We start from the raw sequence: 24,572 nt of genomic DNA on the forward strand, positions 1-24,572 counted from the left end.
GTCAGAGCGAACAGCCGACGGTGACCGGCTCGTTGACCAGGCGGACGCCGAAGCGGGCCTCGACGCCGTCGCGCACCTCGCGGGCGAGGGCGAGCAGCTCCTCGGTGGTGGCGCCGCCGCGGTTGGTGAGGGCGAGGGTGTGCTTGGTGGACAGCGCCACCCGCTCCCCCGCGGACCCGCTGACGTAGCCCTTGCCGAAGCCGGCGTGCTCGATGAGCCAGGCGGCGCTCGACTTCACCGTGCCGTCGGGCTGCTCCCAGCGGGGTGCGGCGTCGGGAAGCGCGGCGGCCTGCTCGGGCGTGAGGAAGGGGTTGGTGAAGAACGACCCCGCGCTCCACGTGTCGTGGTCACCCGGGTCGAGCACCATGCCCTTGCCGGCCCGCAGGGCCAGCACCGCGTCGCGTACGTCGGCCAGGGGGGCGCGCTCGCCGACCTCGACGCCGAGGTGGCGGGCGAGCTCGGCGTACTCCACCGGGGCGGCCAGCGCGCCGACGCGCAGCTGGAAGGTCACCTCGAGGACGAGGTAGCGGCCGGGGTCGGCCTTGAAGCGGCTGTGGCGGTAGCCGAAGCCGCAGTCCCCCGCGGCGAAGGTGCGCTGGGTGCGCTCGACGCGGTCCCAGGTGCGGACCCGGGAGATGGTCTGGGAGACGTCCTGGCCGTAGGCGCCGACGTTCTGGATCGGCGTCGAGCCGACCGCGCCGGGGATGCCGGACAGCGCCTCGATGCCGGACCAGCCGCGCGCGACGGCCCGGGCGACGAGCGCGTCCCAGTCCTCGCCCGCGGCGACCCTGACCTCGACTCCTCCGCACTGGGGGCCTGCGTCGACGTCGTCGGGCTCGGCGTGCACGCCGGTCGTGGCGACCTGGACGACGAGACCGTCGAAGCCGTCGTCGGCGACGACCAGGTTGGAGCCGCCTGCCAGGACGAGGACCGGGGTCCCGGCGGCGTCGGCGTCCGCGACGGCGGTGACCAGCTCGGCCTCGGTGGTCGCGCGCACCCACGAGCGGCCGGGGCCGCCGAGGCGGAACGTCGTGTGGTCGCGCAGGTCAGGCACGGATCGTGGCCTCGCGCACCACGGCCTTGGGCATGCCCAGCACCTTCTGGCCCCCGCAGGTGACTTCGAGGGCGAGGGTGACCAGGCCGTCGGCCACCGACTTCACGGTGCCGGCGACCACGACGTCCGCGCCGCCCTCGGCGGGCACGACGACGGGGCTGGTGAACTTCGCGCCGAGGTCCACGACCTCCGCACCACCGGTCCACTCCGCGACCGCCCGGCCGACCAGCGCCAAGGTGTACATCCCGTGGGCGATGACGCCGGGCAGGCCGACGCTGCGCGCCACGTCCTCGTCCTGGTGGATCGGGTTGTGGTCGCCGCTGGCCTCCGCGTAGGCGACGAGGTCGGCGCGGGTGATCGTGAAGGTCTTCACCGGGAGGCTGTCGCCGGGGTTCATGCGGCACCTCCGGCGGAGTGGACGAGCGTGGCCTTGCCGGTGCACACGACCGCCCCCGTGGCGTCGGCGATCTCGCTGGCGGTGGCGATGATGTCGGCGCCGCCGATCTGGCGCAGGCCGGTCACGGTGAGCGTCGCGGTCAGCTCGTCGCCCGGCACGAGAGGGCGGGCGTAGGCGAAGCGCTGCTCGCCGTGGACGATGCGGTGCAGGTCGATCTGCTCGGCGTCGAGGAAGGCCTGCATGGCGTCGAAGGCGAGCACGATCGGGAAGGTCGGCGGGACCACGGAGCCGGCGTCGCCGGGGTGTCCCACGGCTGCGGCGAAGGCGCTGACGCGCTCGGGGGTCACGGTGAGGGGGGCCGGCGCGGGGAACTCGCGCCCCACCAGGGAGGGGTCGACGGGCATGTCACGACCCTAGCCGGGAGCGACGCAGTCGCACACGGCGTGGGTCGGGAGGTCGAGTGGCCCCGCGGCTGAGCTCGCGAAGCCGCGACGGGGCGTATCGAGACCCACGACCCTAGAACACACATCGACCCGCCCGAGAGTCTCGGACGGGTCGGCGGTGACGAAGAACGTCAGCGGGTCTCGCGGTGCGCGGTGTGCGCGCGGCAGCGCGGGCAGAACTTCTTCAGCTCGATCCGGTCGGGATCGTTGCGACGGTTCTTCTTGGTGATGTAGTTGCGCTCCTTGCACTCCGTGCACGCGAGCGTGATCTTGGGGCGAACGTCAGAGCTCTTGCTGGCCATGGGAGATCCTTGGGTTGCGGGTGGTGCGGAGTGGAGCTGGATGAGATTTCGGTGGTAGCGGGGGCGGGACTCGAACCCGCGACACCACGATTATGAGCCGTGTGCTCTAACCACCTGAGCTACCCCGCCGCGGAGGTCCGACCACCCGGAGGAGATCAGACCCAGAGCCCCTTTACGGAATCGAACCGTAGACCTTCTCCTTACCATGGAGACGCTCTGCCGACTGAGCTAAAGGGGCAACGACGGAGAACGATACACATGCGCCGTCACGATGAGAAATCGGCTCCCGAACGCCCTCATCCGGCCTGGATCCGGGGCCATCCGACGGCCTCCTCGAGCTCGTAGGCCAGGCCCAGGAGCCGGGCCTCGCGGCCCGCTCCGGCGCCCAGCATCATGCCCTGCGGCAGGCCCGCGGAGGTGGTCGCCAGGGGCAGCGAGACGGCCGGTTCGCCGGTCGCGTTCTGCAGCGGCGTGAAGGCGACCCAGTCCATCAGCCGGCCCATGATCTCGTCGTAGTCCTGGTCGGGGCGCAGGTGTCCCACGCGCGGCGTCTCGGTGGCCAGCGTCGGCGTGAGGGTGATGTCGTACGTCGCCCGGTGGCGCGCGGCGAGGCGCTGCGAGCTGCGCAGCACGGCGATGGAGAACGGCTGCTTGTGCAGGTTGCGGGCGGCGTGACGGGCCAGGCCGAGGGTGAGGTTGTCGAGGCGGGTCGGATCGAAGGTGGGGCCGAAGTCCTTCTTGCCCCTCCGCGCGATCACGAGCGCGAGCATCGACCAGAAGCGGACGAAGTGCTCGGGGAAGCTGGCCGGGACGGGGTTGTCGACCTCCTCGACGTGGTGCCCGAGGGACTGGAGCAGCTCGGCGGTGCGCAGGGTGAGCTCGCGGACCTCGGGACTGCAGTCGCGGCCGATGCCCTGGGTCACCACCGCGACCCGCAGCCGGGCCCGGCTCGGCCGGGTGACGTCGCCGACCGGCGCCAGGAGCGGGTTGCGCCAGACCTTCTCGGCCTCGCGGTAGAACGCGGCCGTGTCGCGCACGCTGCGGGTCAGCACGCCGTCGGAGACGATGCGCACCGGCATGTCCCGCATCATCCGGTCCTGCGCGAGCCGCCCCCGCGTCGGCTTGAGGCCGACGAGGCCGTTGACCGCAGCCGGGATGCGGATCGATCCACCGCCGTCGTTGGCGTGGGCGATGGGCACCGCACCGGCGGCAACCAGGGCGGCGGACCCCGCGGACGACGCACCGGCGTAGTGGTCGGGGTTCCAGGGCGAGCGCACCGGCCCCAGGCGTACGTGGTCGGCGGCGCCGGAGAAGCCGAACTCCGAGAGCTGGGTCTTGCCGAGCGGGACCAGGCCCGTGGCGAGGTACATCCGGGCGAAGTCTCCGTCGGCGCGCTGCGGCTCGGCGGTGAACGCGTCGCTGCCGTGCTGGGTGGGCATCCCGGCGACGTCGACGTTGTCCTTGACGAAGGTCGGCACCCCCGCGAAGAAGCCGCCGCGCGGGTGGCGGGCCTCCTCGCGCGCGCGGTCGTAGGCGGCGTACGCCACTGCACCGAGCGCGGCGTCGACCTGCTGGGTGCGGGCGATGGCCGCCTCGACCACCTCGGGCACCGAGACCAGCCCGTCGCGGAGCGCCGCCACCAGCCCGGTGGCGTCGAGGTCGGTCAGGGCGTCGCCGGCGGAGAAGGCGTGCACGCGGTCCATCCGGGGAGACTAGCCAGCCCACGGTGCGGGCGACAGGACCCGTCCGCGGCGACGGTCAGCCGGAGCAGCCGCGCCGGTGGCACCCCTCGAGGTGGTCGTCGACGAGGCCGATGGCCTCCATCAGGGCGTACATCGTGGTGGGCCCGACGTGCGCGAAGCCCGCCTTCTTCAGCGCCTTCGACAGCGCGACCGACTCGGGCGAGGTGGTGGGCACGTCGGCGGTGGTGCGTGGCGGTGGTCCGGGCTCGGGCCGGAAGGACCAGATGAAGGACTCCAGGCCGCCGTCGGCCCGCAGGGCGATCGTGGCGCGGGCGTTGGCGATGGCGGCGTCGACCTTGCGCCGGTTGCGCACGATGCCGGCGTCGGCCATCAGCCGCTCGATGTCGGCCGGCCCGAACGCGGCGACGACATCGGCGTCGAAGCCGGCGAAGGCCTCGCGGAAGCGCGGCCGCTTGTTGAGGATGGTCAGCCACGAGAGTCCGGACTGGAAGGCCTCGAGGGTGAGCCGCTCGAGGTGGGCGCTCTCCCCCGACACCCGCATCCCCCACTCCGTGTCGTGGTAGGCCGTGTTGACGCGGTCGCCGGCTCCCCACGGGCAGCGCGCGACGCCGTCCGCGCCGACGACGGCTCCGGCACTCACCGCGGTCAGTGCCTCAGCTTGAGGCGGACGTTGGGCAGGCCGGGGGCCGGGATCGGCGGGAGGTCGAGGTCGACCACGCCGAAGCGCCCGGCGGCGATGGACGTGCCCGCGTCGACGACCTCGCCGTCGGCGGTGATCTGGTCCTGCCACTCCTCGCGGAAGCCCACGATCTCCTCGTGGGTGCGACCGATGAAGTTCCACCACATGACGATCGCCTCGCCGAACGGCGGCCCGCCCAGCAGCAGCAGGCGCGACTCCTCGAGCGCGGTGATCGTGAGGGACGTACGCCCCTCGGCGACGTGGGCGAGGTCGCTGGGCTTGACCTCGGTGCCGTCCACCTCGACGAGGCCGACGTCGAGGAGCACGCCGTGCTCGAAGGTCGCGTCGACCTCGACCTCGAGGCTCCGGCCGGGCGCCAGCATCAGCTCGGCGCCCAGCAGGGGCGTGTGGGTGTGGACCGGCGAGCTCGCGCCGAGCAGGGAGCCGATGAAGACCCGTGCCTCCCAGCCGGGGCCGCGCACCGACTCCGGCGCGAAGTGCTCGAAGCCGGGGTCGCAGTGGCGGGTGGCGTCGGGCAGCGCGATCCAGAGCTGGGCGCCGTGGAGCACGGTGGTGTCGGGCGTGGAGACCTCGGTGTGGCTGATCCCCCGGCCGGCCGTCATCAGGTTGAGCTCACCCGGGCGCACTGTCGCGAGGCTGCCGACGGAGTCGCGGTGCTCGAGCTCGCCGCCGAAGAGCCAGCTCGCGGTCTGCAGGCCGGTGTGCGGGTGCGCGGGCAGCACCATCCCGCCCGTCTCGTCGACCTCGTCGGGCCCGTAGTGGTCGACGAAGCACCAGGCGCCGATGAGTGACCGGTGCCGCTGCGGGAGCGTGCGTCGTACGCGCATGGCCCGGGGACCTCCGAGAGGGACCTCGCGCGGGGAGAGCACGTCGATCTGCGTGGTCATCGCTCGCCACCGTACCCGTACGGGTGAATCCGCGGGGCGGCTCAGCTCAGGTGGTGGGGGTGGTCGTCGCGGAGCGAGCCGGAGTCCTGGTCGGGCGAGCCGTGCGAGTCGGTGTGCCCGTCGCCCTCGCCCGGCCGGTCGAGCCGCACGACGATGGACTTGTAGACCGGCTGGTTGCTCTTCTCCGCCGTGGAGTCCAGCGGGACGAGCGGATTGGCCTCCGGGTAGTAGGCCGCGACGCAGCCGCGCGGCTGGTCGTAGGGGACGACCCGGAAGGACCGCGCGTAGCGCTCCACCCCGTCGCGCCACTCACTGACCAGGTCGACCAGGTCGCCCTCGGCGTAGCCCAGGTCGCGCAGGTCGTCGGGGTTGACGAAGACGACCCGGCGCCCGCCCTTGACGCCGCGGTAGCGGTCGTCGAGGCCGTAGATCGTGGTGTTGAACTGGTCGTGCGAGCGCATCGACTGGAGCAGGAAGCGCCCACGCGGCACGTCAAGCACGTCGAGGGGCGTCGCGGTGATGACCGCCCGCCCGCTCGGGGTCTCGAAGACCCGGTTGTCCCGCGGCGGGTGCGGCAGCACGAACCCGCCCGGCTCGTCGACCTTCTCGTCGTACGACGCGCAGCCGGGCACGACACGTGCGATCCGGCGGCGGATCTCGCTGTAGTCCTCGCGGAAGGCCGCCCACGGGACCGGCGAGTCCTCTCCGAGCGTGGCCAGGGCGAGGGAGCAGACGATGTCGACCTCGGACCGCACGTGCTCCGACGGCGGGTCGAGGGGCCCGCGCGAGGCGTGCACGGCCGACATCGAGTCCTCGACCGTCACCCGCTGCACGCGACCGCCGGTGAGGTCCTTCTCGCTGCGACCGAGGGCGGGCAGGATCAGCGCCTCGCCGCCGTGCACGACGTGCGAGCGGTTGAGCTTGGTGGAGACGTGGACGGTCAGCGCGGCGTTGCGCATCGCGGCCTCGGTGGCCTCGGTGTCGGGGGCAGCCCCGACGAAGTTGCCGCCCATGCCGAAGAAGACCCGGATCTTGCCGTCGCGCAGCGCCTGGATGGAGCCGACGGTGTCGAGGCCGTGCTCGCGGGGCGGCTCGAAGCCGAACTCGTCGCGGATCGCGTCGAGGAAGTGGTCGGGCACCCGCTCCCAGATGCCCATGGTCCGGTCGCCCTGCACGTTGGAGTGCCCGCGCACCGGGCACACCCCCGCGCCGGGCTTGCCGATGTTGCCCTGGAGGAGGGCGACGTTGACGATCTCCTTGATCGTGCCCACCGCGTTGTGGTGCTGGGTGATGCCCATCGCCCAGCAGGTGATGGTGGCCGGCGACTCCGCGATCATCCGGGCCGCCTCGGTGACCTGCTCGCGGGTGAGGCCGGTGGAGGCCTCGACCTTGTCCCAGTCGAGGTCGGCGACGTGCTCGACGTAGGCGTCGTAGCCGGTCGTGTACTGCTCGAGGAAGTCGTGGTCGACCGCGTCCCACTCGACCAGCAGCGCGCCGACGGCCTGGAAGAAGGCGAGGTCGCCGTTGAGCCGGATCGGCAGGTGCAGGTCGGCCAGCGCGGTGCCGACCGTCATGCCCTTGGCGTTCTGCGGGTTCTTGAAGCGGACCAGGCCCGCCTCCTGGAGCGGGTTGATCGAGATGATGCGGGCCCCGCGGGACTTCGCCTCCTCCAGCGCCGACAGCATCCGCGGGTGGTTGGTGCCGGGGTTCTGCCCGACCACCAGCAGGAGCTTGGCCTGGTGGATGTCCTCGAGGCTGACCGACCCCTTGCCGATGCCGATCGTGTCCACGAGCGCGGAGCCGGACGACTCGTGGCACATGTTCGAGCAGTCAGGCAGGTTGTTGGTGCCGAGCGAGCGCACGAAGAGCTGGTAGACGAAGGCAGCCTCGTTGGAGGTCTTGCCGGAGGTGTAGAAGGTGGCCTGGTCGGGGTGGTCCAGGCGCTTCAGGTGCCCGGCGATGGTCGCGTAGGCGTCGTCCCAGGAGATCGGCGTGTAGTGCGTGGCACCGGGTCGCAGCACCATCGGCTCGGTGATGCGGCCCTGCTTGCCCAGCCAGAACTCGGTGCGACCGGCGAGGTCCTCCACCGAGTGGGTGGCGAAGAACTCGCGGTCGAGCAGCTGGCGGGTGGCCTCCTCCGCGACGGCCTTGGCGCCGTTCTCGCAGAACTCCGCCGCATGCCGGTGCCCGGGCGCGGGGTCCGGCCACGCACAGCCCTGGCAGTCGAAGCCGTCGACCTGGTTGAGGCGGGTCAGCGTCGACGCGGTGCGGCGTACGCCCATCTGGCCGATGGCGCGTCGCATGGCCACCGCGACGGCGGTGACGCCGGCGGCGGCGTGGGCCGTCGACTCGACCTCGACCTCCTTCTCGTCGATGTCGCGGGTGGGCACCTGCCGGGCCTCGTTGCGGAGGCGGGCGGGCACGTCTCGCAGCTGGGAGAGAAGCGTCACCCGGCCCATCCTGCCTCGGGGGTGGTGCCCGGCACACCGCCCGGAGGGGTCCTACCGGTCGGAATACCCGGGCGCGGGCCCCTGTTGGCGCCTGTCGTGCCCTCCCTCCTCGATCCCCTGACCCTCGGTGCCGTGACGACGCAGAACCGCGTCCTGATGGCACCGCTCACCCGGATGCGGGCCGCGGTCCCCGGCGACGTCCCCAACGACCTGATGGCCGAGTACTACGTGCAGCGGGCCAGCGCCGGCCTGCTGATCAGCGAGGGCACCCAGATCAGCCCCGAGGGCAAGGGATACATGGACACCCCGGGCATCCACAGCGACGAGCAGGTCGCCGGGTGGCGCCGCGTCACCGACGCCGTCCACGAGGCCGGCGGCCTGATCGCGGCGCAGCTGTGGCACGTCGGCCGGGTCTCCCACGAGTCCTTCCACGACGGCGCGCTTCCGGTGTCGGCCAGCGCCGGGCCCTACCGCAACCGCACGACCGTGCGCGGCGAGGACGGGCGCCCGACGCGCGTGGCGTGCCCGGTGCCGCGGGCGCTGCGGACCGAGGAGATCCCGCGCGTCGTGGAGGACTACCGCCGCGCGACCGTCAACGCCCGCGAGGCCGGCTTCGACCTCGTCGAGATCCACGGCGCCCACGGCTACCTCCTCCACCAGTTCCTCGCCGCGGACAGCAACCTGCGCACCGACTCGTACGGCGGCTCGCTGGTCAACCGCGCACGGCTGATGCTCGAGGTCACCGACGCGGTCGTCGACGCGTGGTCCGCGGACCGGGTCGCGATCCGGATCTCGCCGATCGGTTCCTTCAACGGCACCTCCGACCCCGAGGGTGCCGAGGCAGGGCTCCACGTGGCCCGCGAGCTGGGCCGCCGCGACCTGGCCTTCCTCCACCTCTCCGAGCCCGACTGGGCCGGCGGCCCCGAGCTCGACGACGACTACCGCCGGGCGCTGCGCGAGGCCCACCCCGGACCCATCGTCGGCGCCGGCGGCTACGACCGCGCCAAGGCCGACCGCCTGATCGGCGCCGGACTCGTCGACGCCGCGGCGTTCGGTCGCACCTTCATCGCCAACCCCGACCTGCCGCGGCGACTGGCCGAGGACCTGCCGCTCAACGAGCAGCGACCGGAGTCGTTCTACGGCGGCGACGCCGAGGGCTACACCGACTACCCGGCGTACGGCGCCGCGTGAGGCCGCTCACGGTCAATTGCATCGTGGCGACCGGGTGAGAGCGCCTAGGGTCGGGCACGACATGCAGGACTACCCACCCCGGATCGCGACGTTCTTCACCGGCACCGACGACGCACCCACGCCGGACCCCGACACCCGGTCGCCAGCGGCGTTCCTGCGATGGGTGCTGGGCCGCCAGAAGGCGCTGATCGCGCTCTCGTCACTCTGCTACGCCCTGTGGTTCCTGCCGATGACGCTCGGCCCCTGGATCTTCGGCCGCGCCGTGGACGAGGGCATCGTCGGCGGCTCGGAGCGGGCGCTGGCCGGGTGGGCCGCGCTCCTGCTGCTCGTGGTGGTGATCGGCGGCGTCTTCGGCATCGTGTCGCACACGCTGGTCGTGCGGAGCTGGCTGGTGAGCCTCTACGGCACGCTCGAGATGGTCACCCGCAAGGTCGCGCAGATGGGCCACGTGCTGCCACGCCGCTCCCCCACCGGCGAGGTGCTGAGCGTGGCCTCGAGCGACTCCGACGAGTTCGGCGCGCTCACCGAGATCCTCGCGCGCACCGTGGGGCAGCTGGTGTCCTACCTGACCGTCGCCTTCATCGTGCTGACCATGTCGTGGCAGCTCGGTCTGCTCACCCTGGTCGCGGCGCCCCTGCTGGTCGGCGCCGCCCTGCCGCTCCTGCGCCCGCTGCACCGACGCCAGCAGGTCGAGCGCTCGCGCACCTCCGAGCTCACCTCGCTGGCCACCGACATCGTGGCCGGCCTCCGCATCCTGCGGGGCATCGGCGGCGAGCAGACCTTCGGCGCCAACTACGCGCGCCAGTCGCAGTCGGCCCGGCGCGCCGGGATCTCGGCCGGCATCTGGCAGGCGGCCGTCGAGGCCGTCGGCGTGCTCTTCTCCGGCCTCTTCCTCGTGAGCCTGGTGTGGCTCGGCACCCGCCAGGTCCGCGAGGGCGCGCTCAGCGTGGGCGAGCTGATCACCTTCCTGGGCTACGGCCTCTTCATGGTCGGCCCGATCCGCACCTTCTTCGAGTTCGTGCAGAAGGGCACCCGCTCGCTGGTGAGCGCCCGCAAGGCGATCGCGATCTTCGAGCAGCGCCCGCCCTGGCGCGATCCCGCGCAGCCGGTCGCCCTCGACGGATCCGCCGCCCTGCACGACTCCGCCAGCGGCCTCACCGTCGAGCCGGGCCGGCTGACCGTGGTCGTCAGCGCCGTCCCGGAGCAGAGCGCTGCGTTGGCCGACCGCCTCGGGCGCTACCTCCCGGCCGACACCGAGCCGGTCCCCGCCGAGGGCGAGGAGGGCGCGCGCGGTCGGGCGGCCCGCCAGGCCCGTGCCGCCCGGGCGCTCGAGCGGGCCCGGATCGCCGCCCTCGACGAGGAGCGCGCCGGCAACGACTGGGGCGTCACCCTCGGCGGGATCGACCTGGCCCGCGCCGGGCTCGACGACGTACGCCGCCAGGTGCTGGTCAGCGACACCGGCAGCCAGCTCTTCGCCGGCACCCTGCAGGACGCCGTCGACCCGCACGGCCGGCTCACCCGTGAGCAGGCCGAGCATGCGCTGCGCGTGGCCAACGCCGAGGACGTCTACGACGCGCTGCCCGAGGGCTGGCAGGGCGAGCTCGACGAGCGCGGCCGCGGCCTGTCCGGCGGGCAGCGGCAACGCGTGGTCCTCGCCCGCGCCGTCGCGGCGGACCCGCCGGTGCTGGTGCTGGTCGAGCCCACCTCCGCCGTCGACGCCCACACCGAGGCGCGCATCGCCGAGCGCGTCGCCGTGACCCGCTCGGGTCGCACCACCGTCGTCATGACCGTCTCCCCGCTCTGGCTCCACCACGCCGACCACGTCGTGCTGCTGCACGACGGCACCGTCGTGGCCGAGGGCGCGCACGCCGACCTGCTGGCCGGCAACGACGACTACCGCCGCGTGGTCGCCCGCGCGCTCGACGACGAGGAGGTGGTCCGATGACCACCGACCTGCTCGCCACCTCCGCCGAGACGTGGCGCGACCGCACCATCGACCCGCCGGTGATCCCCGACGAGCTGCGCCTGCCCGGGCACGGCAGTCCCCGCGAGCGCAACCGCGCCCTGTGGCAGCGCCACGAGCTGCGCCGCCAGCGCGCCGAGGACGTCTACGCCGCCTCCCGCAACCCGGTGCGCGGCTGGCCGGTCTCGGGCAACCGCGCGGTGCTCACCTTCTTCCGCGACCTCGTCCGCAGCCGCAAGGGCTCCTTCGCGCTGATGGTCGCCCTCAACGCGCTCGCCGCCGGCGCGGCACTCGTCGTGCCCCGCCTCCTCGGCTCGCTGGTCAACCGGGTGCAGGCGCAGGGCGCAGCAGTGGAGGGGCTCGACGCCATCGCGCTGGCGGTGGTGGGCGTGGTCGTCCTCCAGTCGCTCCTCACCTTCGGCGCCCAGCGCACCTCGACCCACTTCGGCCAGGACCTGCTGGCCTCGGCGCGCGAGTACGTCGTCGACACGATCCTGCGCCTGCCCGTGGGGCGCGTCGAGGGCGCGAGCACCGGCGACCTCGTCACCCGCGTCACCCGTGACGTCGGCACGATGGCCCGCTCGGTGCAGTGGGGCGTGCCCCGGCTGCTGATCTCGCTGATGACGGTCCTGCTCTCCGTCGTGGCGATGATGCTCAACTCCGTCGTGCTGGCCCTGCCGGCGCTGCTGGTCTTCGCGCTGTGCACCCCGGCGGTGCGCACCTATCTGCGGCGCGCGCCGAAGGCGTACATCACCGAGGGCGCGACCTACTCCCGGATCAACACCACCCTCACCGAGACGGTGGAGGGCGCCCGCACCGTCGAGGCACTGCACCTCTCCGGCGCCCGGGTGCGCGCGGGCAGCGACGACATCGAGGTCTCCGCGCAGGCCGAGCGCTACGGCATGACCCTGCGCAACGTGCTCTTCGCCGCGCTCAACGCCGCCTTCCAGGTGCCGCAGGTGGTCACGCTCGTCGTGGGCGCCTACGGCTACTCCCGCGGCTGGGTGGACCTGGGCCAGATCACCGCCGCGATGCTGTACGTCGTCGCGCTGAGCGAGCCGCTCGACGCCGTCATCGGCGAGGTCGACCGGCTCCAGGTGGGTGCCGCGTCGACCAGCCGTCTGCTCGGCATCGCCGAGGTGCCGCCCGACCGCGAGCCCGGCGACCGGCTCCCCGACGGGGTCGAGCTGGTGGGTGAGGACCTGCGCTTCGCCTACCGCGAGGGCCACGACGTGCTCCACGGCGTCGACCTGCACCTCGCCGTCGGCGAGCGGCTGGCCGTCGTCGGTCCGAGCGGGTCGGGCAAGTCCACGCTCGGCCGCCTGCTGGCCGGCATCAACCGCCCCCGCACCGGGACCGCGCGCGTCGGCGGCGTCGACCTCGTCGACCTGCCGCTGGAGGTGCTGCGCGTCGAGGTCGCGCTGGTGACCCAGGAGCACCACGTCTTCATCGGCTCGGTGCGCGACAACATCGTGCTGGCCCGGGAGGACTCCACCGACGACGACGTCCACGAGGCGCTGCGGGCGGTCGGCTCCCTCGCCTGGGTCGAGCGGCTGCCCGACGGCCTCGACACCCTCATCGGGTCGGGCCGCTTCGCCCTCACCCCGGCCCAGGCCCAGCAGGTCGCGCTCGCGCGCCTGATCATCGCGGACCCGCACACGCTGGTCCTCGACGAGGCGACCTCGCTGATCGACCCGCGGACCGCGCGCACCCTCGAGGGGTCGATGAACAACCTCCTCGAGGGCCGCACCGTCGTCGCGATCGCGCACCGGCTCCACACCGCGCACGACGCCGACCGCATCGCCGTGGTGATCGACGGCCGGATCGTCGAGCTGGGCAGCCATGACGAGCTGCTCGCCCTCGACGGGGAGTACGCCGACCTCTGGCACGCCTGGACCTCCTGAGGTCCTGCTGCGCGGCGGTGCGTGAGGCAGGTTCTCGGCGCTCGGAACCTGTCCTGCTCACCGCTGCTCCGCGTCAGGCAGTCACGCGATCCGCACGCGTCGCGGAGAGGTGCCAGCGCCAGCACGCCCAGCCCAGCAGCACGCACACCGCGGCTGCCACGGCGAAGCCGAGGACCGAGCGCCCGGCGTACGGGGCGAGCAGGGCCGCGCTGGCGGCGTTGAACACGAGCGTCACGAACGACCCCGCCGACATGACCGCGCCCCGACGGGTCGGGACGAGGTCGAGCATCAGCAGCTGGATGTTGGGGAAGGCCAGGCCGTTGCCGAGCGCGACCAGCGCGACCCCCGCTGCCGCCCACGGCAGCACCTCGCCCGCCGGCGTCAGCGCGACGACGATCCCCAGCAGCGCTCCCGCGCCGCTCACGGCGTAGCCGACGGACACCAGCTGGGTGCTGGTCACCAGCCGGCCCAGCCGACCGCTCAGCACCGAGCCCACCACCATCGCCCCGATCATCGGCACGAACAGCTTCCAGAAGTCGAGCTCGCCCTCCCCCAGCAGGTCGACGACGAAGATCGCCGCGCCGCCGATGTAGAGGAACTGCGCGCCGAAGACGAGCGTGCCGGCCCAGGCCATCCGGTGGAAGGCGGGCACGGACACGACGGCCAGGAGACCCGCGACGACCTCGCCGACCGCCAGCGGGACCCGGCGCTCGGGCGGGTGGCTCTCGGGGAGCAAGGCGATCGACCCGGCGAGGAGGAGGACCGCGAGCGCCGCCATGAACCAGAAGACCGTCTGCCAGGGCCCGACCTGCACCAGCAGCCCGCCGACGACCGGGGCGATCGCGGGCGCCAGCCCGAAGATCACCGCGACCTGGCTCATCATCCGCTGCGCCTCGACGCCGTCGAACAGGTCACGGATGATCGTGCGGCTCACGATCGTCGAGCCGCCGGCGGCCAGCCCCTGCACCACCCGGCCGACCAGCAGCCACTCCAGCGTCGGCGCGAAGGCGCACGCGACGGACGCGACGGCGTACGCCGCGAGCGACCACACGATCACCGGCTTGCGGCCGATCGCGTCGGACAGCGGTCCGTGGAAGATGCTCATCGCCGCGAAGGCCAGCATGTAGGCCGTGACGACGAGCTGGAGCTCCCCGGCCGTGACGTCGAGGGCCTCGCCCATCTGCGCGAACGCCGGGAAGGGCGTGTCGATGCTGAACGGGCCGATCATCGACAGCATCGCCAGGACCAGCGGGATCAGCGCCAGGGTGCGGGCGGCCGGACGGGTGGCCGGCGCGGAGGTCATGCGTCGAGGCTACGGTCCAGGTTGATCACGGCGCTGATCAGGCCGAGGTGGGTGAAGCCCTGGGGGAAGTTGCCGAGCTGCTCACCGTTGAGGCCGACCTGCTCGGCGTACTGCCCGAGGTGGTTGGCGTAGGTGAACATCTTCTCCAGCGCCAGCCGGGCGTCGTCGAGACGACCGGCGCGGGTCAGCGCCTCGACGTACCAGAACGAGCAGAGCGAGAAGGTGCCCTCGCCGTCGGCGCCGCCCTCGACCCCGTCGTCGAAGGTGTCGGCGTCGTAGCGCAGCACCAGGCTGTCGGAGACCAGGCGCTCCTCGACGAGCGCGAGGGTGGAGAGGAAGCGCGGGTCGTCCGGCGCGAGCATCTTCACCATCGGCATCAACAGCGTCCCGGCGTCGAGCACGTCGCCACCCTCGAAAGCCGTGAAGGCGCCGAGCTCGTCGTTCCAGCACTCGGTCATGACGCGCTCGTAGATCGCGTCGCGGGTCGCAGCGAGCTCGGTGAGGTCACCCGGCAGCCCGCGCCGCCGCGCGACGCGCATCATCCGCTCGACGGCGACCCAGCTCATCACCAGTGACGTGGTGTGGGTCCGCGGCTCGCCCCGGATCTCCCACATGCCGGCGTCGGGTCGCTCCCAGTTGTCCATCAGCCACGACACGATCCGACGCAGGTCGGTCCACGCGTCGTGGCTGATGCCCCGCCCGTGCTTGTCGAAGAGGTAGACCGAGTCGATCAGCTCGCCGTAGACGTCGAGCTGGAGCTGGTCGACCGCGCCGTTGCCGACCCGCACCGGGCGTGAGCCGCGGTGTCCGGCGAGGTGGTCGAGCTCGCGCTCGTGGGGGATGGCGCCGTCGAGGTCGTAGAGCACCCGCAGCGGGCCGAGCTCCTCCGTGTCGACGCCGTCGTCGGCGGCCTCGCCGAGCCGCTCGGACAGGAAGCGGACGAAGGCCGAGGCCTCGTCGGTGAAGCCGAGGCGCAGGAGCGCGTAGACGCTGAACGCGGCGTCGCGCACCCAGACGTAGCGGTAGTCCCAGTTGCGGGTGCCACCGATGTGCTCGGGCAGGCTCGTGGTGGGCGCGGCGATGATGCCGCCGCTCGGCTCGTGGCACAGCAGCTTGAGGGTGAGCGCCGAGCGGTCGACCCACTCGCGCCAGCGGCCGGTGTAGGTGCTCTGCGCGAGCCAGCCTCGCCAGAACCCGGCCGTGGCGTCGAAGAGCTCGTCCACGTCGGCCTCGCTGCATCCCCGGGCCGGCTCGCCGGGGGCGAGGACCTCGAGCACGAAGAGGGCGGACTCGCCGGTGCGCAGCGCGACGTGCGCCGTCGCGGCGTGGTCGGCGACCTCCACGTCCACCGTGCTCGAGAGTGCGAGGTGCACGTCGCCGTCGGCGAAGCGCACGACGTCGTCCTCGGTGGACAGCTCGGGCATGGTCGTCGCGTAGTCGGGACGCGGCGACATCGCCATGGTGAGCTCGACGCAGCCACGCAGCCCCACCACGCGGCGTACGAGCCGTTGGCGGTGGTCGGGGTCGTGCGCGCGCAGCACCGGCATGAAGTCCTGGACCTCCACCACGCCCTGCTCGGTCATGAAGCGGGTGACGAGGATGTTGGTCTCGGGGTGGTAGTACTGCTGGCTGCGCGCCTCCTCGTCGTCGGGCCCCAGCCGCCACGAGCCGGCATCGGGGTCGAGGATCGAGGCGAAGACGCTGGGGGCGTCGAAGCGACCGGGGCAGAACCAGTCGATGGTGCCGTCGGTGGCCACCAGGGCCGCTGTGCGCAGGTCGCCGACCAGGCCGTGGTCGGCGATCGACGGCCCGTCGGGGCGCTCAGCCCGCATCGGCCGCGTCCCGGCCGAGCCGCCACCCGCCGGGCGGCAGGTCGAGCGCCTCCCGCGGTCCCCACGACTCCCGGTCGTACGGCAACGGGTCGGGTCGGTCGTCGAGGACGGGCTGGCAGACCTCCCACAGCCGGCGCGTCTCGTCGGCGTGGGCGAAGAGGGTGTGGTCGTCGTGCAGCACGTCGAGCAGCAGCCGCTCGTAGGCCTCGAGCGGCTCGTCGTGGGGCAGCTCCTCGCCGAGGTCGAGTCGCATCGTGGCCGGCGCGAGCTCCATCTCGGGGCCGGGGCGCTTGCCGAGGAGCTCGACGTGCACCTGGGCCTCGTCGGTGAGCTCGAGGACGAGCTCGTCGGGCTCGAGGCCGGCACCGAAGACCGTGGAGTCGGGCTGGCGGAAGCGCAGGGTGACCGTGCGGCGGGTCTCGGCCATCGCCTTGCCGGTGCGCAGGTGGAAGGGGACGTCACGCCACCGGTCGTTGTCGACCCAGGCCTCGAGCGCCACGTAGGTCTCGACGGTCGAGTCCGCGTCGACGTCGTCCTCGTCGTGGTAGCCGTCGTACTGCCCCAGCACGACCCGTGCGGGGTCGAGCGGGCGTACGGCGTCGAAGACCTCGGCCCGCGCGCGGCGCACGGCGCTGGCCGACCACTCGCCCGGGTCCTCCAGCGCCACCGCACCGAGGATCTGGAACAGGTGGGTGGAGACCATGTCGCGCAGCGCGCCGGTGGACTCGTAGAACGAGCCGCGGCCCTCCATCGCCAGCGTCTCGGGGACGTCGACCTGCACCGAGGCGATGCTGCGCCGGTCCCAGGCCGGCTCGAAGAGCGCGTTGGCGAAGCGCAGGGCCAGCAGGTTCTGCACGGCTTCCTTGCCGAGGAAGTGGTCGATGCGGAAGACCTGGTCCTCGTCGAAGACCTCGTGCACGTCGTGGTCGAGCTCCTCGAACGACTCGAGGTCGAGCCCGAAGGGCTTCTCGATCACCAGCCGCGCGCGCTCGGCGAGGCCCTCGCGGCCGAGCATGGCGACCATCCCGGACATCGCGGTGGGCGGCACGGAGAGGTAGACCAGACGGCGTACGCCGTCACCGAGGGACTCCTCGACCTCGCGCACCCGAGCGGCCAGGTCGGCCCCGTCGTCGGCGTCGGAGGTCTCGAAGGAGGTGCGCTCGAGCAGGTCGCGGGCGACCGACTCGTCGAGGTCGTCCACGCTGTCACGCAGGCCGCCGAGGACCTCGTCGCGGAACTCCTCGTCGGTGCCCGGCGAGTGGCGCCCGCTGCCGATGACGGCGTACTCCTCCGGCAGCCGGCCGGCCGCGGCGAGGCGGTAGAGGCCGGGGAAGAGCTTGCGCGCCGCGAGGTCCCCGCGGGCGCCGAAGAGGAGGAAGACGTAGGGCGGCAGGTCGGGGTCGGCGGACCCGGTGCTGGTCATGGCGCCACGCTAACGACCCACCCGAAGGGCGGGCCCGGCTCAGGAGTTGCTGAAGACCGCCGGTCCGCCGTCCTCGCCGGACGCACCTCCCGACGGACCGGGACCAGGGCCCGCCCAGGTCCAGGCGTACGCCGGGTCCTCCACGGCCAGTCCGCCCTCGCCCAGCTCCAGCGGGGCGAAGGTGTCGACCATGACCGCGGACTCGTCGAAGTAGTCGGCACCCAGGCTCGCCTCGATGGCGCTGGGCTGCGGGCCGTGGGCGTGGCCACCGGGGTGCAGGCTGATCGAGCCGAGGTTGATCCCCGAGCCCTTGCGCGCCTCGTAATCGCCGCCGACGTAGAACATGACCTCGTCGGAGTCGACGTTGGAGTGGTAGTAGGGCACCGGGATGGCGAGGTCGTGGTAGTCGACCTTGCGGGGCAGGAAGTTGCAGATCACGAAGTTCCACCCCTCGAAGACCTGGTGCACCGGCGGCGGCTGGTGGACCTTGCCGGTGATCGGCATGTAGTCCTCGATGTTGAACGTGTAGGGGTAGAGGCACCCGTCCCAGCCCACCACGTCGAAGGGGTGGGTGGCGTAGGTGAGCCGGGTGCCGACGACGCCCGCACTCGTGCGGTGCTTGACCAGCACCTCGACGTCGGTGCCCTCGGCCTGGTGCGTCTCGGCGGGGCCGTGGAGGTCGCGCTCGCAGTAGGGCGCGTGCTCGAGGAGCTGGCCGAAGCGCGAGAGGTAGCGCTTGGGCGGGTGGATGTGGGAGTTGGCCTCGATGGCGTAGAGGCGCGACGGCTCGGCCGGGACCCAGCGGTGGTCGGTGGCGCGCGGGATCACGACGTAGTCGCCGGTCCGGTAGGCCACGACGCCGAAGACGGTCTCGACCGTGCCCGAGCCGGACTCGACGTAGACGCACTCGTCGCCGATGGCGTTGCGGTAGAGCGGGGACGGATCGGTGCCCGTGACGACGTAGGCGATACGGACGTCGTTGTTGCCGAGCACCAGGCGGCGCCCCTCGACCGGGCAGGTGCCGGTCTCGAGGTCGTGCAGCTTCAGGTGCCGTGGCTTGAGCGGGTGGTTGGGCGTGCGCGACTGGTCGGCGAGCTCCCAGACCTGGCTGTCGGTGATCGCGCTCGGCACGCCGCGGCGGTAGAGCAGGGAGGAGTCGGAGGAGAACCCCTCCTCGCCCATCAGCTCCTCACGGAAGAGGTGGCCGTCCTCGTCGCGCATCTGCGTGTGGCGCTGGCGTGGCAGCCGGCCAAGGGCTCGGTAGTGGGCCATGACGGTCGCTCCTGTCTTCCGATTATCGGACGCAGGCGTCCGCTATCTGGTGGCTAGAGTAGCCCCGTGGTCCCCTCCCCTGCACCTGCCGAATCCGCCCAGTGGCGCGGTCTCGTCGACGACGCCGCGATCTTCCCGCCCGGTGACGTCCCGCTCCACGACGCGACGGCGTCGTGGGGCGCCCGCAGCGGGGAGTGGTACGCCGACCTCGTCGGGACCTTCGTGCTCAAGGACACCGACGTGCCGCTGGTCCGCGGCTTCGGCGCGCCGCTGTCGGTCGTGGTGACCGGCGGTGCCGGGCAGGTCGCCGGCCCCCTCGGTGCCGCCGCGCGCCTGGGCCTCGAGGTCGCCGCACTGGAGATCGCGCTGCGCGACCCCGACGACCTCGCCGGCAACGTACGCCGGGTGGTGGCCGCGCTGGACCACGCCCGCGACGAGGGCACGCTCGCCGACGACGTACGCGTCCACGTCGAGGTCCCCGGACCGGTCACCCCCGCCTGGCTCGCCGCCGCCGACGAGGTGGCCGCGGCCGACCTCCGGCTCAAGCTGCGGCTGGGTCACGTCGACCACGACCTGGTGCCCGACGAGGCGACGGTGGCCTCCTGGATCGACGCGACCCTGGACCGCGAGACACCGTTCAAGGGCACCGCCGGCCTGCACCGCGCCGTGCGCCACGACCCCGAGGACGGAGGCATGCACGGCTTCCTCAACGTCCTGGTCGCCACCCAGGTGCTCTGGGACGGTGGCTCCGTCGCCGACGCGACCGACGCCCTGCGCCAGCGAGACGGCGAGGCGCTCGCCGCGACCGACATCGGTTCGGCGCGCCGCTGGTTCACCTCGTTCGGCTCCTGCTCGGTGACCGAGCCCCTCGACGACCTGGTCGCGCTCGGCCTGCTCACCCCCCACCCCGCGGAGGACTCATGACCCACCACGCCACCACCTGGGTGCCCGGCGCCGCCGGCTCCGGCTTCGACGTCGACCACCTCCCCTACGGCGTCTTCGCGCGCTCCGGCGAGCACCCGCGCGTCGCGGTCCGGATCGGCGACCAGGTGCTCGACCTCAGCATCGTGGCGGCCGCCGACATGGTCGACACCCACGCGCTCTTCGACCAGCCCACGCTGAACCCCTTCATGGCGGCCGGGCCGACGGTGTGGGAGTCGACGCGCGCCTGGGTCACCGGGCTGCTGACCGACGAGACCGAGCGCGACCTCGTTGAGCCCGCCCTCTCGCCGGTGGACTCGGTGCGGATGCTGATGCCCTTCACCGTCGGCGACTACGTCGACTTCTACGCCTCCGAGCACCACGCCTCCAACGTCGGGCGGATGTTCCGCCCCGACGCCGAGCCGCTGCTGCCCAACTGGAAGCACCTCCCCGTCGGCTACCACGGCCGCTCCGGCACCGTCGTGGTCTCGGGCACCGACGTCGTACGCCCCTGCGGGCAGCGCAAGGCGCCCGACGCCGACCGGCCGACCTACGGCCCGTCGGCGCGCCTCGACATCGAGGCCGAGCTCGGCTTCGTCGTCGGCGTCCCCTCGGCGATCGGTGAGCGCGTCGCGACCGCCGACTTCGCCCGCCACACCTTCGGCGTCGTCGGCCTCAACGACTGGTCGGCGAGGGACGTCCAGGCGTGGGAGTACGTCCCGCTCGGCCCGTTCCTCGGCAAGTCGTTCGCGACCTCGATCAGCGCCTGGGTCACCCCGCTCGCGGCGCTCGACGCGGCCTGGACCGAGCTGCCCGGCCAGGACGACCCGGAGGTGCTCGACTACCTCCGCGTCGAGGGCCCTGCCGGTCTCGACATCGAGGTCGAGGTGGTGCTCGACGGCGAGGTCGTCGCCCGCCCGCCCTACCGCACGATGTACTGGTCGCCCGCGCAGATGCTGGCCCACACGACCGTCAACGGTGCGAGCGTGCGCACCGGAGACCTCTGGGGCTCCGGCACCGTGTCAGGACCGGAGCGCGACCAGCGCGGGTCGCTGCTCGAGCTGAGCTGGGGCGGCAAGGAGCCCTTCACCGTCGCCGGCCGCGAGCGGACCTTCCTCGAGGACGGCGACGAGGTGACCCTGCGCTACACCGCGCCCGGCACGGGCGGGGGCCGGATCTCGCTCGGCGAGGTCACGGGCCGCATCCTCCCGGCCCGCTGACGGCAAGGCTCCCGTCGGGGTCCGTTCACCCGGTTGCGCCACCGTGCGCACATGCGCATCGCCCAGCTGGCCAACTTCGTCGGACCTGCGTCGGGGGGCATGCGCACCGCGCTGCGCGCCCTGGGGGCGGGATACGTGGAGGCCGGCTGCCGCCGCCTGCTCGTCGTACCCGGCCCCGAGGACGCCCGCACGTCCGGACCGATGGGCGACGTCGTCCAGCTCCGCGCGCCCCGGGTCGGCGGCGGCTACCGGCTGATCGTCGAGCCGTGGCGCGTCATCGAGGTGCTCGAGGAGTGGGGGCCGACGTCGATCGAGCTGAGCGACAAGTCGACGCTGCTGCCGGTGGCGCGCTGGGCTCGCCGCAGCGGTGTCGGCTCGGTGCTGCTCTCGCACGAGCGCCTCGACGACATGCTGGCCCTACGCACCGGCCTCGACGCCACGTCCAAGGTGTCGGCGGGGCTGCTCAACCGGCTGCTGGTGCGCAGCGTCGACACGGTCGTGGTCACCTCTGCCTACGCCCGGGACGAGTTCGCCACGGTCGCCGCGGCGGCGGGCTGCCCCGTCGTACGCGTCCCGCTGGGGGTCGACCTCGCCACCTTCCGGCCGCACCGACGCCCACGGGTCGATGAGCTGCGGCTGGTGCACGCCGGGCGGCTGTCGCGGGAGAAGAGCCCGCACCTCGCGGTCGCCACGGCTGTCGAGCTGCACCGTCGCGGGGTCCCGCTGCGCCTGGACGTCTACGGCGTCGGGCCGCACCGCGACGAGCTCGTCGAGCTCGCCGGCGACGCGCCGGTGCGGTTCCGCGGCTACGTCGACTCCCCTGCCCGGCTGAGCCGCGCGCTGGCCCACGCCGACGTGGCGCTGAGCGTCTGCCCCGGCGAGACCTTCGGCCTGGCCGTGCTCGAGGCGCTGGCCTCGGGCACGCCGGTCGTGACCGCCGACCGGGGCGGGGCGCGTGAGCTGGTCGACGAGGCCTCCGGAGGCTGGGGCGCCCCCGTGGCGGGAGCGCTCGCGGACACGGTGCTCGAGGTCGCGGCACGCCCGGTGGCGGCGCGCCGGGCTGCTGCCCGCGCGCGTGCCGAGCGCTACCCCTGGTCGGCCACGGTCGGCTCCCTGCTGGACGTCCACTCGTCGGTGGCGATGCCGTCGAGCCGCTCGCGGGCCCGACGCGTCGCCAGCAGCAGCACCGCGACCGCTGCCACGACCAGCGACCCGATCACGATCGCCAGGTAGGCGCCGTGCAGCGATGAGTCCATCGGCGCCACCAGCCCGGCGACGAGCGACACCGAGACCAGGGCGCCGCTCGCGCCGCGGCCGAGGCGCTGCACGGCCAGGAACGGCACGACCCACAGGAAGTACCAGAGGTGGACCACCGGACTGAGGGCGACGGTCGCTGCCGTGACGAGCGCCACCGCCCGGACAGCCTCGCGCGGGTCGCCGACCGGCAGGCGCAGCAGCGCCCACCCGGCGACCCCGACCGCGCCCACCTGGGCGACCAGGCGCACCAGTCCGAGGAAGGCCGCGTCCGGGGTGCCGAGCCCGACCCACGCGGCCACGAGGTCCAGCCAGCCGCCGACCAGCGTCGGCAGCGACAGCGGCGTGTTCACCGTGCCGGGGACACCCAGGGCGCCGATCCACCCGACGCCGAGGCCCCACACCACGCCGGGCCCGACGAGGGCGAGGACCGCGACGGCAGCCACCCGAGCCCCGTGCCGCGTCCGCGCGAGGAGACCCGCCGCCGGCGCGGTCAGCAGCACCACGGCCACGCAGACCAGTCCCCCGGGCAGCTTCACCCCGGCCGCCAGCCCGCCGAGCACCGCACCCGCCACCCACCCGTGGTCCCGGGCGACGACCAGCGCGGCCGCCATCAGGCCCACCATGAGCAGGTCGTTGTGCAGCCCCGCGACACCGTTGGCGACCATCAGCGGGGAGGCCAGCACCACGCAGGAGGCGAGCGCCGGGTTGGCGCCGCACCAGCGCGCCAGCCGCGGCACCGCCCACGCCAGGAGAACGAGCCCGACCAGCGCCATCCCCCGGTGCGCGACGACCAGCAGCCACGGGTCGGACGTGAGGCCCGCGGCGAGGTCACCCCCGATCAGCGGGACCGGGCCGTACGGCGCCGGCGTGCCCATCCAGCGCGGGTCCACGCCCTCGACGATCGGGCCGGGGACCGAGCGCGGGCCGACCAGCATCCACGGCCCGTGCTCGTAGGGCGAGATGCCGCGGTGGGTGAGCGTGCCCTGGGCGGCGTACGACCAGCCGTCGCGGGAGAACAGCGGCGGGGCCAGCACGAGCGGCAGCGACCAGGCCACGGTCGCCGCGCGCACCGTGGCGAGGACGTCCGTCTGCCCGGCCTCCTCGGTGCGCGCGGCCACCCGGCACAGCCGCAGCCATGCCGACGCCAGCAGGCCGAGCCCGAGGAGCACCACGACGAGACCGGCCATCCGGCCGGGCGCGGTGCCGCGAAGCAGCTGCAGCAGGTCGACGTCCGCCACCACGGCACTCTCGGGCAGGGTCGCGACCACCAGCCCGCCGAGCAGGACCAGCACGCTGCCGACGACTCCCCGTGAGATCACGTTGCGGACCGTAGGGCCCGCCCGCGACCGCGAACTGACCGCGTGGTGAACAACGTCTGACCCCTCGACCACGCGCGGCGCCACCCTTCCGCGGTCCTAGGCTGAGGCCGTGAAGCAGCTGGGCCAGTACGCCGCACCGCGCCACGTCGTCGCGCATCTCTCCGACCCGCACCTCATCGGGGGCGGCGGGCTGCACCACGGCGTGATCGACAACGTCGCCCAGCTGCACCGCGCCCTCGACCGGCTCGCTGCCGTGAGCCCGGCCCCACAGGCCCTCGTCTTCACCGGCGACCTGGCCGACCGTGCCGAGCCCGACGCCTACGCGACGCTGCGCTCGATCGTCGAGCCGGCCGCGGCCGCGATGGGCGCGGTCGTGGTGTGGACGATGGGCAACCACGACGAGCGCGCCCCCTTCGCGCGCGGCCTCTTCGACTCCGACGACGACGGCCCGCAGGACCGGGTGCACGAGGTCGACGGGCTGCGCATCGTCGCCCTCGACACCAGCGTCCCGGGCCACCACCACGGTGACCTCGGTGCCGAGCAGCTCGCGTGGCTCGCCGACGTCCTGGCGACTCCTGCCGAGCACGGGACGCTGCTCGCCATGCACCACCCGCCGATGCCGCTGCCCATGCTGCGCGCCGCCGAGCTGATCGAGCTGCACGACCAGCAGGCGCTCGCCGAGGTCATCACCGGCGCCAGAGGCGACGTGCGCGGCATCCTCGCCGGCCACCTCCACCTGTCGACGTGGTCGACCTTCGCCGGCGTGCCGGTGTCGGTGGCCTCGGCCAGCTGCTACACCAGCGACCCGGCACCGGTGGACCGCTTCGTCTCGGGCGTCGACGCCAACCAGGCCTTCACCATGGTGCACGCCTACGACGACCGCCTCGTGCACACCCTGGTCCCGCTCGAGCGCGGCACCGAGGTCAGCCACCTCGGCTCCGACGTCGCCGAGGCCCTCGAGGGTGTGCCGCTGGAGCAGGCCCGCGAGCTCGCCTCGTCCAAGACCTCCCGCTTCAACAGCTAGGACCCCC

19 protein-coding genes, 2 tRNA genes and 1 pseudogene are annotated in these 24,572 nt (G+C 73.2%); 7 read left to right on the top strand and 15 right to left on the bottom strand.

Annotated features, from left to right (window positions below):
* Position 1: 1 nt before the first annotated feature.
* From IRX98_RS01020 to IRX98_RS01065, 10 genes are all read right to left on the bottom strand, one after another.
* On the bottom strand, positions 2 to 1,054 hold the full coding sequence (locus IRX98_RS01020; protein ID WP_224273229.1) for a UDP-N-acetylmuramate dehydrogenase: 1,053 nt from the start codon (positions 1,052 to 1,054) through the stop codon (positions 2 to 4).
* On the bottom strand, positions 1,047 to 1,451 hold the full coding sequence (locus IRX98_RS01025; RefSeq protein ID WP_224273230.1) for a MaoC/PaaZ C-terminal domain-containing protein: 405 nt from the start codon (positions 1,449 to 1,451) through the stop codon (positions 1,047 to 1,049). The genes IRX98_RS01020 and IRX98_RS01025 overlap by 8 nt, the downstream gene beginning before the upstream one ends.
* Positions 1,448 to 1,855 (bottom strand): FAS1-like dehydratase domain-containing protein, encoded by a 408-nt coding sequence (locus tag IRX98_RS01030; protein WP_224273232.1) that lies wholly within the window; start codon positions 1,853 to 1,855, stop codon positions 1,448 to 1,450. Before IRX98_RS01030 ends, IRX98_RS01025 begins: the two co-directional genes overlap by 4 nt.
* A gap of 170 nt (positions 1,856 to 2,025) precedes the next feature.
* Entirely contained in the window at positions 2,026 to 2,196 is a 171-nt protein-coding gene (gene rpmG, locus IRX98_RS01035; RefSeq protein ID WP_056602159.1) for a 50S ribosomal protein L33, read from the bottom strand.
* Between the two features lie 52 nt (positions 2,197 to 2,248).
* Positions 2,249 to 2,325: transfer RNA gene (locus IRX98_RS01040), tRNA-Met, on the bottom strand.
* Positions 2,326 to 2,361: 36 nt separating this feature from the next.
* Positions 2,362 to 2,434, bottom strand: a tRNA-Thr gene (locus IRX98_RS01045).
* Between the two features lie 58 nt (positions 2,435 to 2,492).
* Positions 2,493 to 3,899 carry an amidase gene (locus tag IRX98_RS01050; protein ID WP_224273233.1) on the bottom strand — a complete coding sequence of 469 codons (1,407 nt, stop codon included), beginning with the start codon at positions 3,897 to 3,899 and terminating at the stop codon, positions 2,493 to 2,495.
* A gap of 55 nt (positions 3,900 to 3,954) precedes the next feature.
* Entirely contained in the window at positions 3,955 to 4,539 is a 585-nt protein-coding gene (locus IRX98_RS01055; protein ID WP_224273234.1) for a DNA-3-methyladenine glycosylase I, read from the bottom strand.
* A gap of 5 nt (positions 4,540 to 4,544) precedes the next feature.
* Positions 4,545 to 5,486, bottom strand: a complete 942-nt coding sequence (locus tag IRX98_RS01060) for a pirin family protein (protein WP_224273235.1) — start codon at positions 5,484 to 5,486, stop codon at positions 4,545 to 4,547.
* A gap of 41 nt (positions 5,487 to 5,527) precedes the next feature.
* Complete coding sequence (locus tag IRX98_RS01065) at positions 5,528 to 7,936, bottom strand: FdhF/YdeP family oxidoreductase (protein ID WP_224273236.1); 2,409 nt, start codon at positions 7,934 to 7,936, stop codon at positions 5,528 to 5,530.
* A 96-nt stretch (positions 7,937 to 8,032) separates the two neighbouring features.
* Between IRX98_RS01065 and nemA the strand changes: the two genes are divergently transcribed.
* The 3 genes from nemA (at position 8,033) to IRX98_RS01080 (ending at position 12,994) form a co-directional block, all read left to right on the top strand.
* A complete protein-coding gene (nemA, locus tag IRX98_RS01070; protein WP_224273237.1) occupies positions 8,033 to 9,127 on the top strand; it encodes an N-ethylmaleimide reductase in 1,095 nt (364 codons plus the stop codon).
* Between the two features lie 61 nt (positions 9,128 to 9,188).
* A complete protein-coding gene (locus IRX98_RS01075; RefSeq protein ID WP_224273238.1) occupies positions 9,189 to 11,072 on the top strand; it encodes an ABC transporter ATP-binding protein in 1,884 nt (627 codons plus the stop codon).
* Entirely contained in the window at positions 11,069 to 12,994 is a 1,926-nt protein-coding gene (locus IRX98_RS01080) for an ABC transporter ATP-binding protein (RefSeq protein WP_224273239.1), read from the top strand. The genes IRX98_RS01075 and IRX98_RS01080 overlap by 4 nt, the downstream gene beginning before the upstream one ends.
* A gap of 73 nt (positions 12,995 to 13,067) precedes the next feature.
* Here IRX98_RS01080 and IRX98_RS01085 read toward each other — a convergent pair whose 3' ends face one another.
* The 4 genes from IRX98_RS01085 to IRX98_RS01100 are packed head-to-tail and all read right to left on the bottom strand — an operon-like array spanning position 13,068 to position 18,824.
* On the bottom strand, positions 13,068 to 14,297 hold the full coding sequence (locus IRX98_RS01085) for a multidrug effflux MFS transporter (protein ID WP_224273241.1): 1,230 nt from the start codon (positions 14,295 to 14,297) through the stop codon (positions 13,068 to 13,070).
* Complete coding sequence (locus tag IRX98_RS01090) at positions 14,294 to 16,129, bottom strand: glycoside hydrolase family 15 protein (RefSeq protein ID WP_224273243.1); 1,836 nt, start codon at positions 16,127 to 16,129, stop codon at positions 14,294 to 14,296. Before IRX98_RS01090 ends, IRX98_RS01085 begins: the two co-directional genes overlap by 4 nt.
* Positions 16,119 to 17,552, bottom strand: coding sequence for a glucose-6-phosphate dehydrogenase (gene zwf, locus IRX98_RS01095; RefSeq protein ID WP_224273245.1), 1,434 nt, complete (start codon positions 17,550 to 17,552; stop codon positions 16,119 to 16,121). Before zwf ends, IRX98_RS01090 begins: the two co-directional genes overlap by 11 nt.
* Positions 17,553 to 17,591: 39 nt before the next feature.
* Positions 17,592 to 18,824, bottom strand: a complete 1,233-nt coding sequence (locus tag IRX98_RS01100) for a homogentisate 1,2-dioxygenase (RefSeq protein ID WP_224273246.1) — start codon at positions 18,822 to 18,824, stop codon at positions 17,592 to 17,594.
* A 66-nt stretch (positions 18,825 to 18,890) separates the two neighbouring features.
* Between IRX98_RS01100 and IRX98_RS01105 the strand changes: the two genes are divergently transcribed.
* The 3 genes from IRX98_RS01105 to IRX98_RS01115 are packed head-to-tail and all read left to right on the top strand — an operon-like array spanning position 18,891 to position 22,198.
* Positions 18,891 to 19,748, top strand: a complete 858-nt coding sequence (locus tag IRX98_RS01105; RefSeq protein ID WP_224273247.1) for a hypothetical protein — start codon at positions 18,891 to 18,893, stop codon at positions 19,746 to 19,748.
* A complete protein-coding gene (gene fahA, locus IRX98_RS01110) occupies positions 19,745 to 20,965 on the top strand; it encodes a fumarylacetoacetase (protein WP_224273248.1) in 1,221 nt (406 codons plus the stop codon). The genes IRX98_RS01105 and fahA overlap by 4 nt, the downstream gene beginning before the upstream one ends.
* 51 nt (positions 20,966 to 21,016) lie before the next feature.
* A complete protein-coding gene (locus IRX98_RS01115) occupies positions 21,017 to 22,198 on the top strand; it encodes a glycosyltransferase (RefSeq protein ID WP_224273249.1) in 1,182 nt (393 codons plus the stop codon).
* Here IRX98_RS01115 and mptB read toward each other — a convergent pair.
* Positions 22,192 to 23,625, bottom strand: a pseudogene (gene mptB / locus IRX98_RS01120) (polyprenol phosphomannose-dependent alpha 1,6 mannosyltransferase MptB); the annotation flags it as partial. The gene IRX98_RS01115 and the pseudogene mptB overlap by 7 nt on opposite strands.
* A 25-nt stretch (positions 23,626 to 23,650) precedes the next feature.
* Here mptB and IRX98_RS01125 point away from each other — a divergent pair.
* Entirely contained in the window at positions 23,651 to 24,565 is a 915-nt protein-coding gene (locus tag IRX98_RS01125; protein WP_224273250.1) for a metallophosphoesterase, read from the top strand.
* Positions 24,566 to 24,572: the final 7 nt, after the last annotated feature.

The sequence above is a fragment of the Nocardioides lacusdianchii genome (genome assembly GCF_020102855.1).
GTDB lineage: Bacteria > Actinomycetota > Actinomycetes > Propionibacteriales > Nocardioidaceae > Nocardioides > Nocardioides lacusdianchii.

What these genes read in the sequence shown, in the direction of transcription:
- IRX98_RS01085 (WP_224273241.1), bottom strand. Translation starts at nt 14,297, where the DNA reads ATGACCTCCGCGCCGGCCACCCGTCCGGCCGCCCGCACCCTGGCGCTG.
- IRX98_RS01115 (WP_224273249.1), top strand. Translation starts at nt 21,017, where the DNA reads ATGCGCATCGCCCAGCTGGCCAACTTCGTCGGACCTGCGTCGGGGGGC.
- IRX98_RS01060 (WP_224273235.1), bottom strand. Translation starts at nt 5,486, where the DNA reads ATGACCACGCAGATCGACGTGCTCTCCCCGCGCGAGGTCCCTCTCGGA.
- fahA (WP_224273248.1), top strand. Translation starts at nt 19,745, where the DNA reads ATGACCCACCACGCCACCACCTGGGTGCCCGGCGCCGCCGGCTCCGGC.
- zwf (WP_224273245.1), bottom strand. Translation starts at nt 17,552, where the DNA reads ATGACCAGCACCGGGTCCGCCGACCCCGACCTGCCGCCCTACGTCTTC.
- IRX98_RS01025 (WP_224273230.1), bottom strand. Translation starts at nt 1,451, where the DNA reads ATGAACCCCGGCGACAGCCTCCCGGTGAAGACCTTCACGATCACCCGC.
- IRX98_RS01030 (WP_224273232.1), bottom strand. Translation starts at nt 1,855, where the DNA reads ATGCCCGTCGACCCCTCCCTGGTGGGGCGCGAGTTCCCCGCGCCGGCC.
- IRX98_RS01050 (WP_224273233.1), bottom strand. Translation starts at nt 3,899, where the DNA reads ATGGACCGCGTGCACGCCTTCTCCGCCGGCGACGCCCTGACCGACCTC.
- IRX98_RS01100 (WP_224273246.1), bottom strand. Translation starts at nt 18,824, where the DNA reads ATGGCCCACTACCGAGCCCTTGGCCGGCTGCCACGCCAGCGCCACACG.
- IRX98_RS01075 (WP_224273238.1), top strand. Translation starts at nt 9,189, where the DNA reads ATGCAGGACTACCCACCCCGGATCGCGACGTTCTTCACCGGCACCGAC.
- rpmG (WP_056602159.1), bottom strand. Translation starts at nt 2,196, where the DNA reads ATGGCCAGCAAGAGCTCTGACGTTCGCCCCAAGATCACGCTCGCGTGC.
- IRX98_RS01080 (WP_224273239.1), top strand. Translation starts at nt 11,069, where the DNA reads ATGACCACCGACCTGCTCGCCACCTCCGCCGAGACGTGGCGCGACCGC.
- IRX98_RS01090 (WP_224273243.1), bottom strand. Translation starts at nt 16,129, where the DNA reads ATGCGGGCTGAGCGCCCCGACGGGCCGTCGATCGCCGACCACGGCCTG.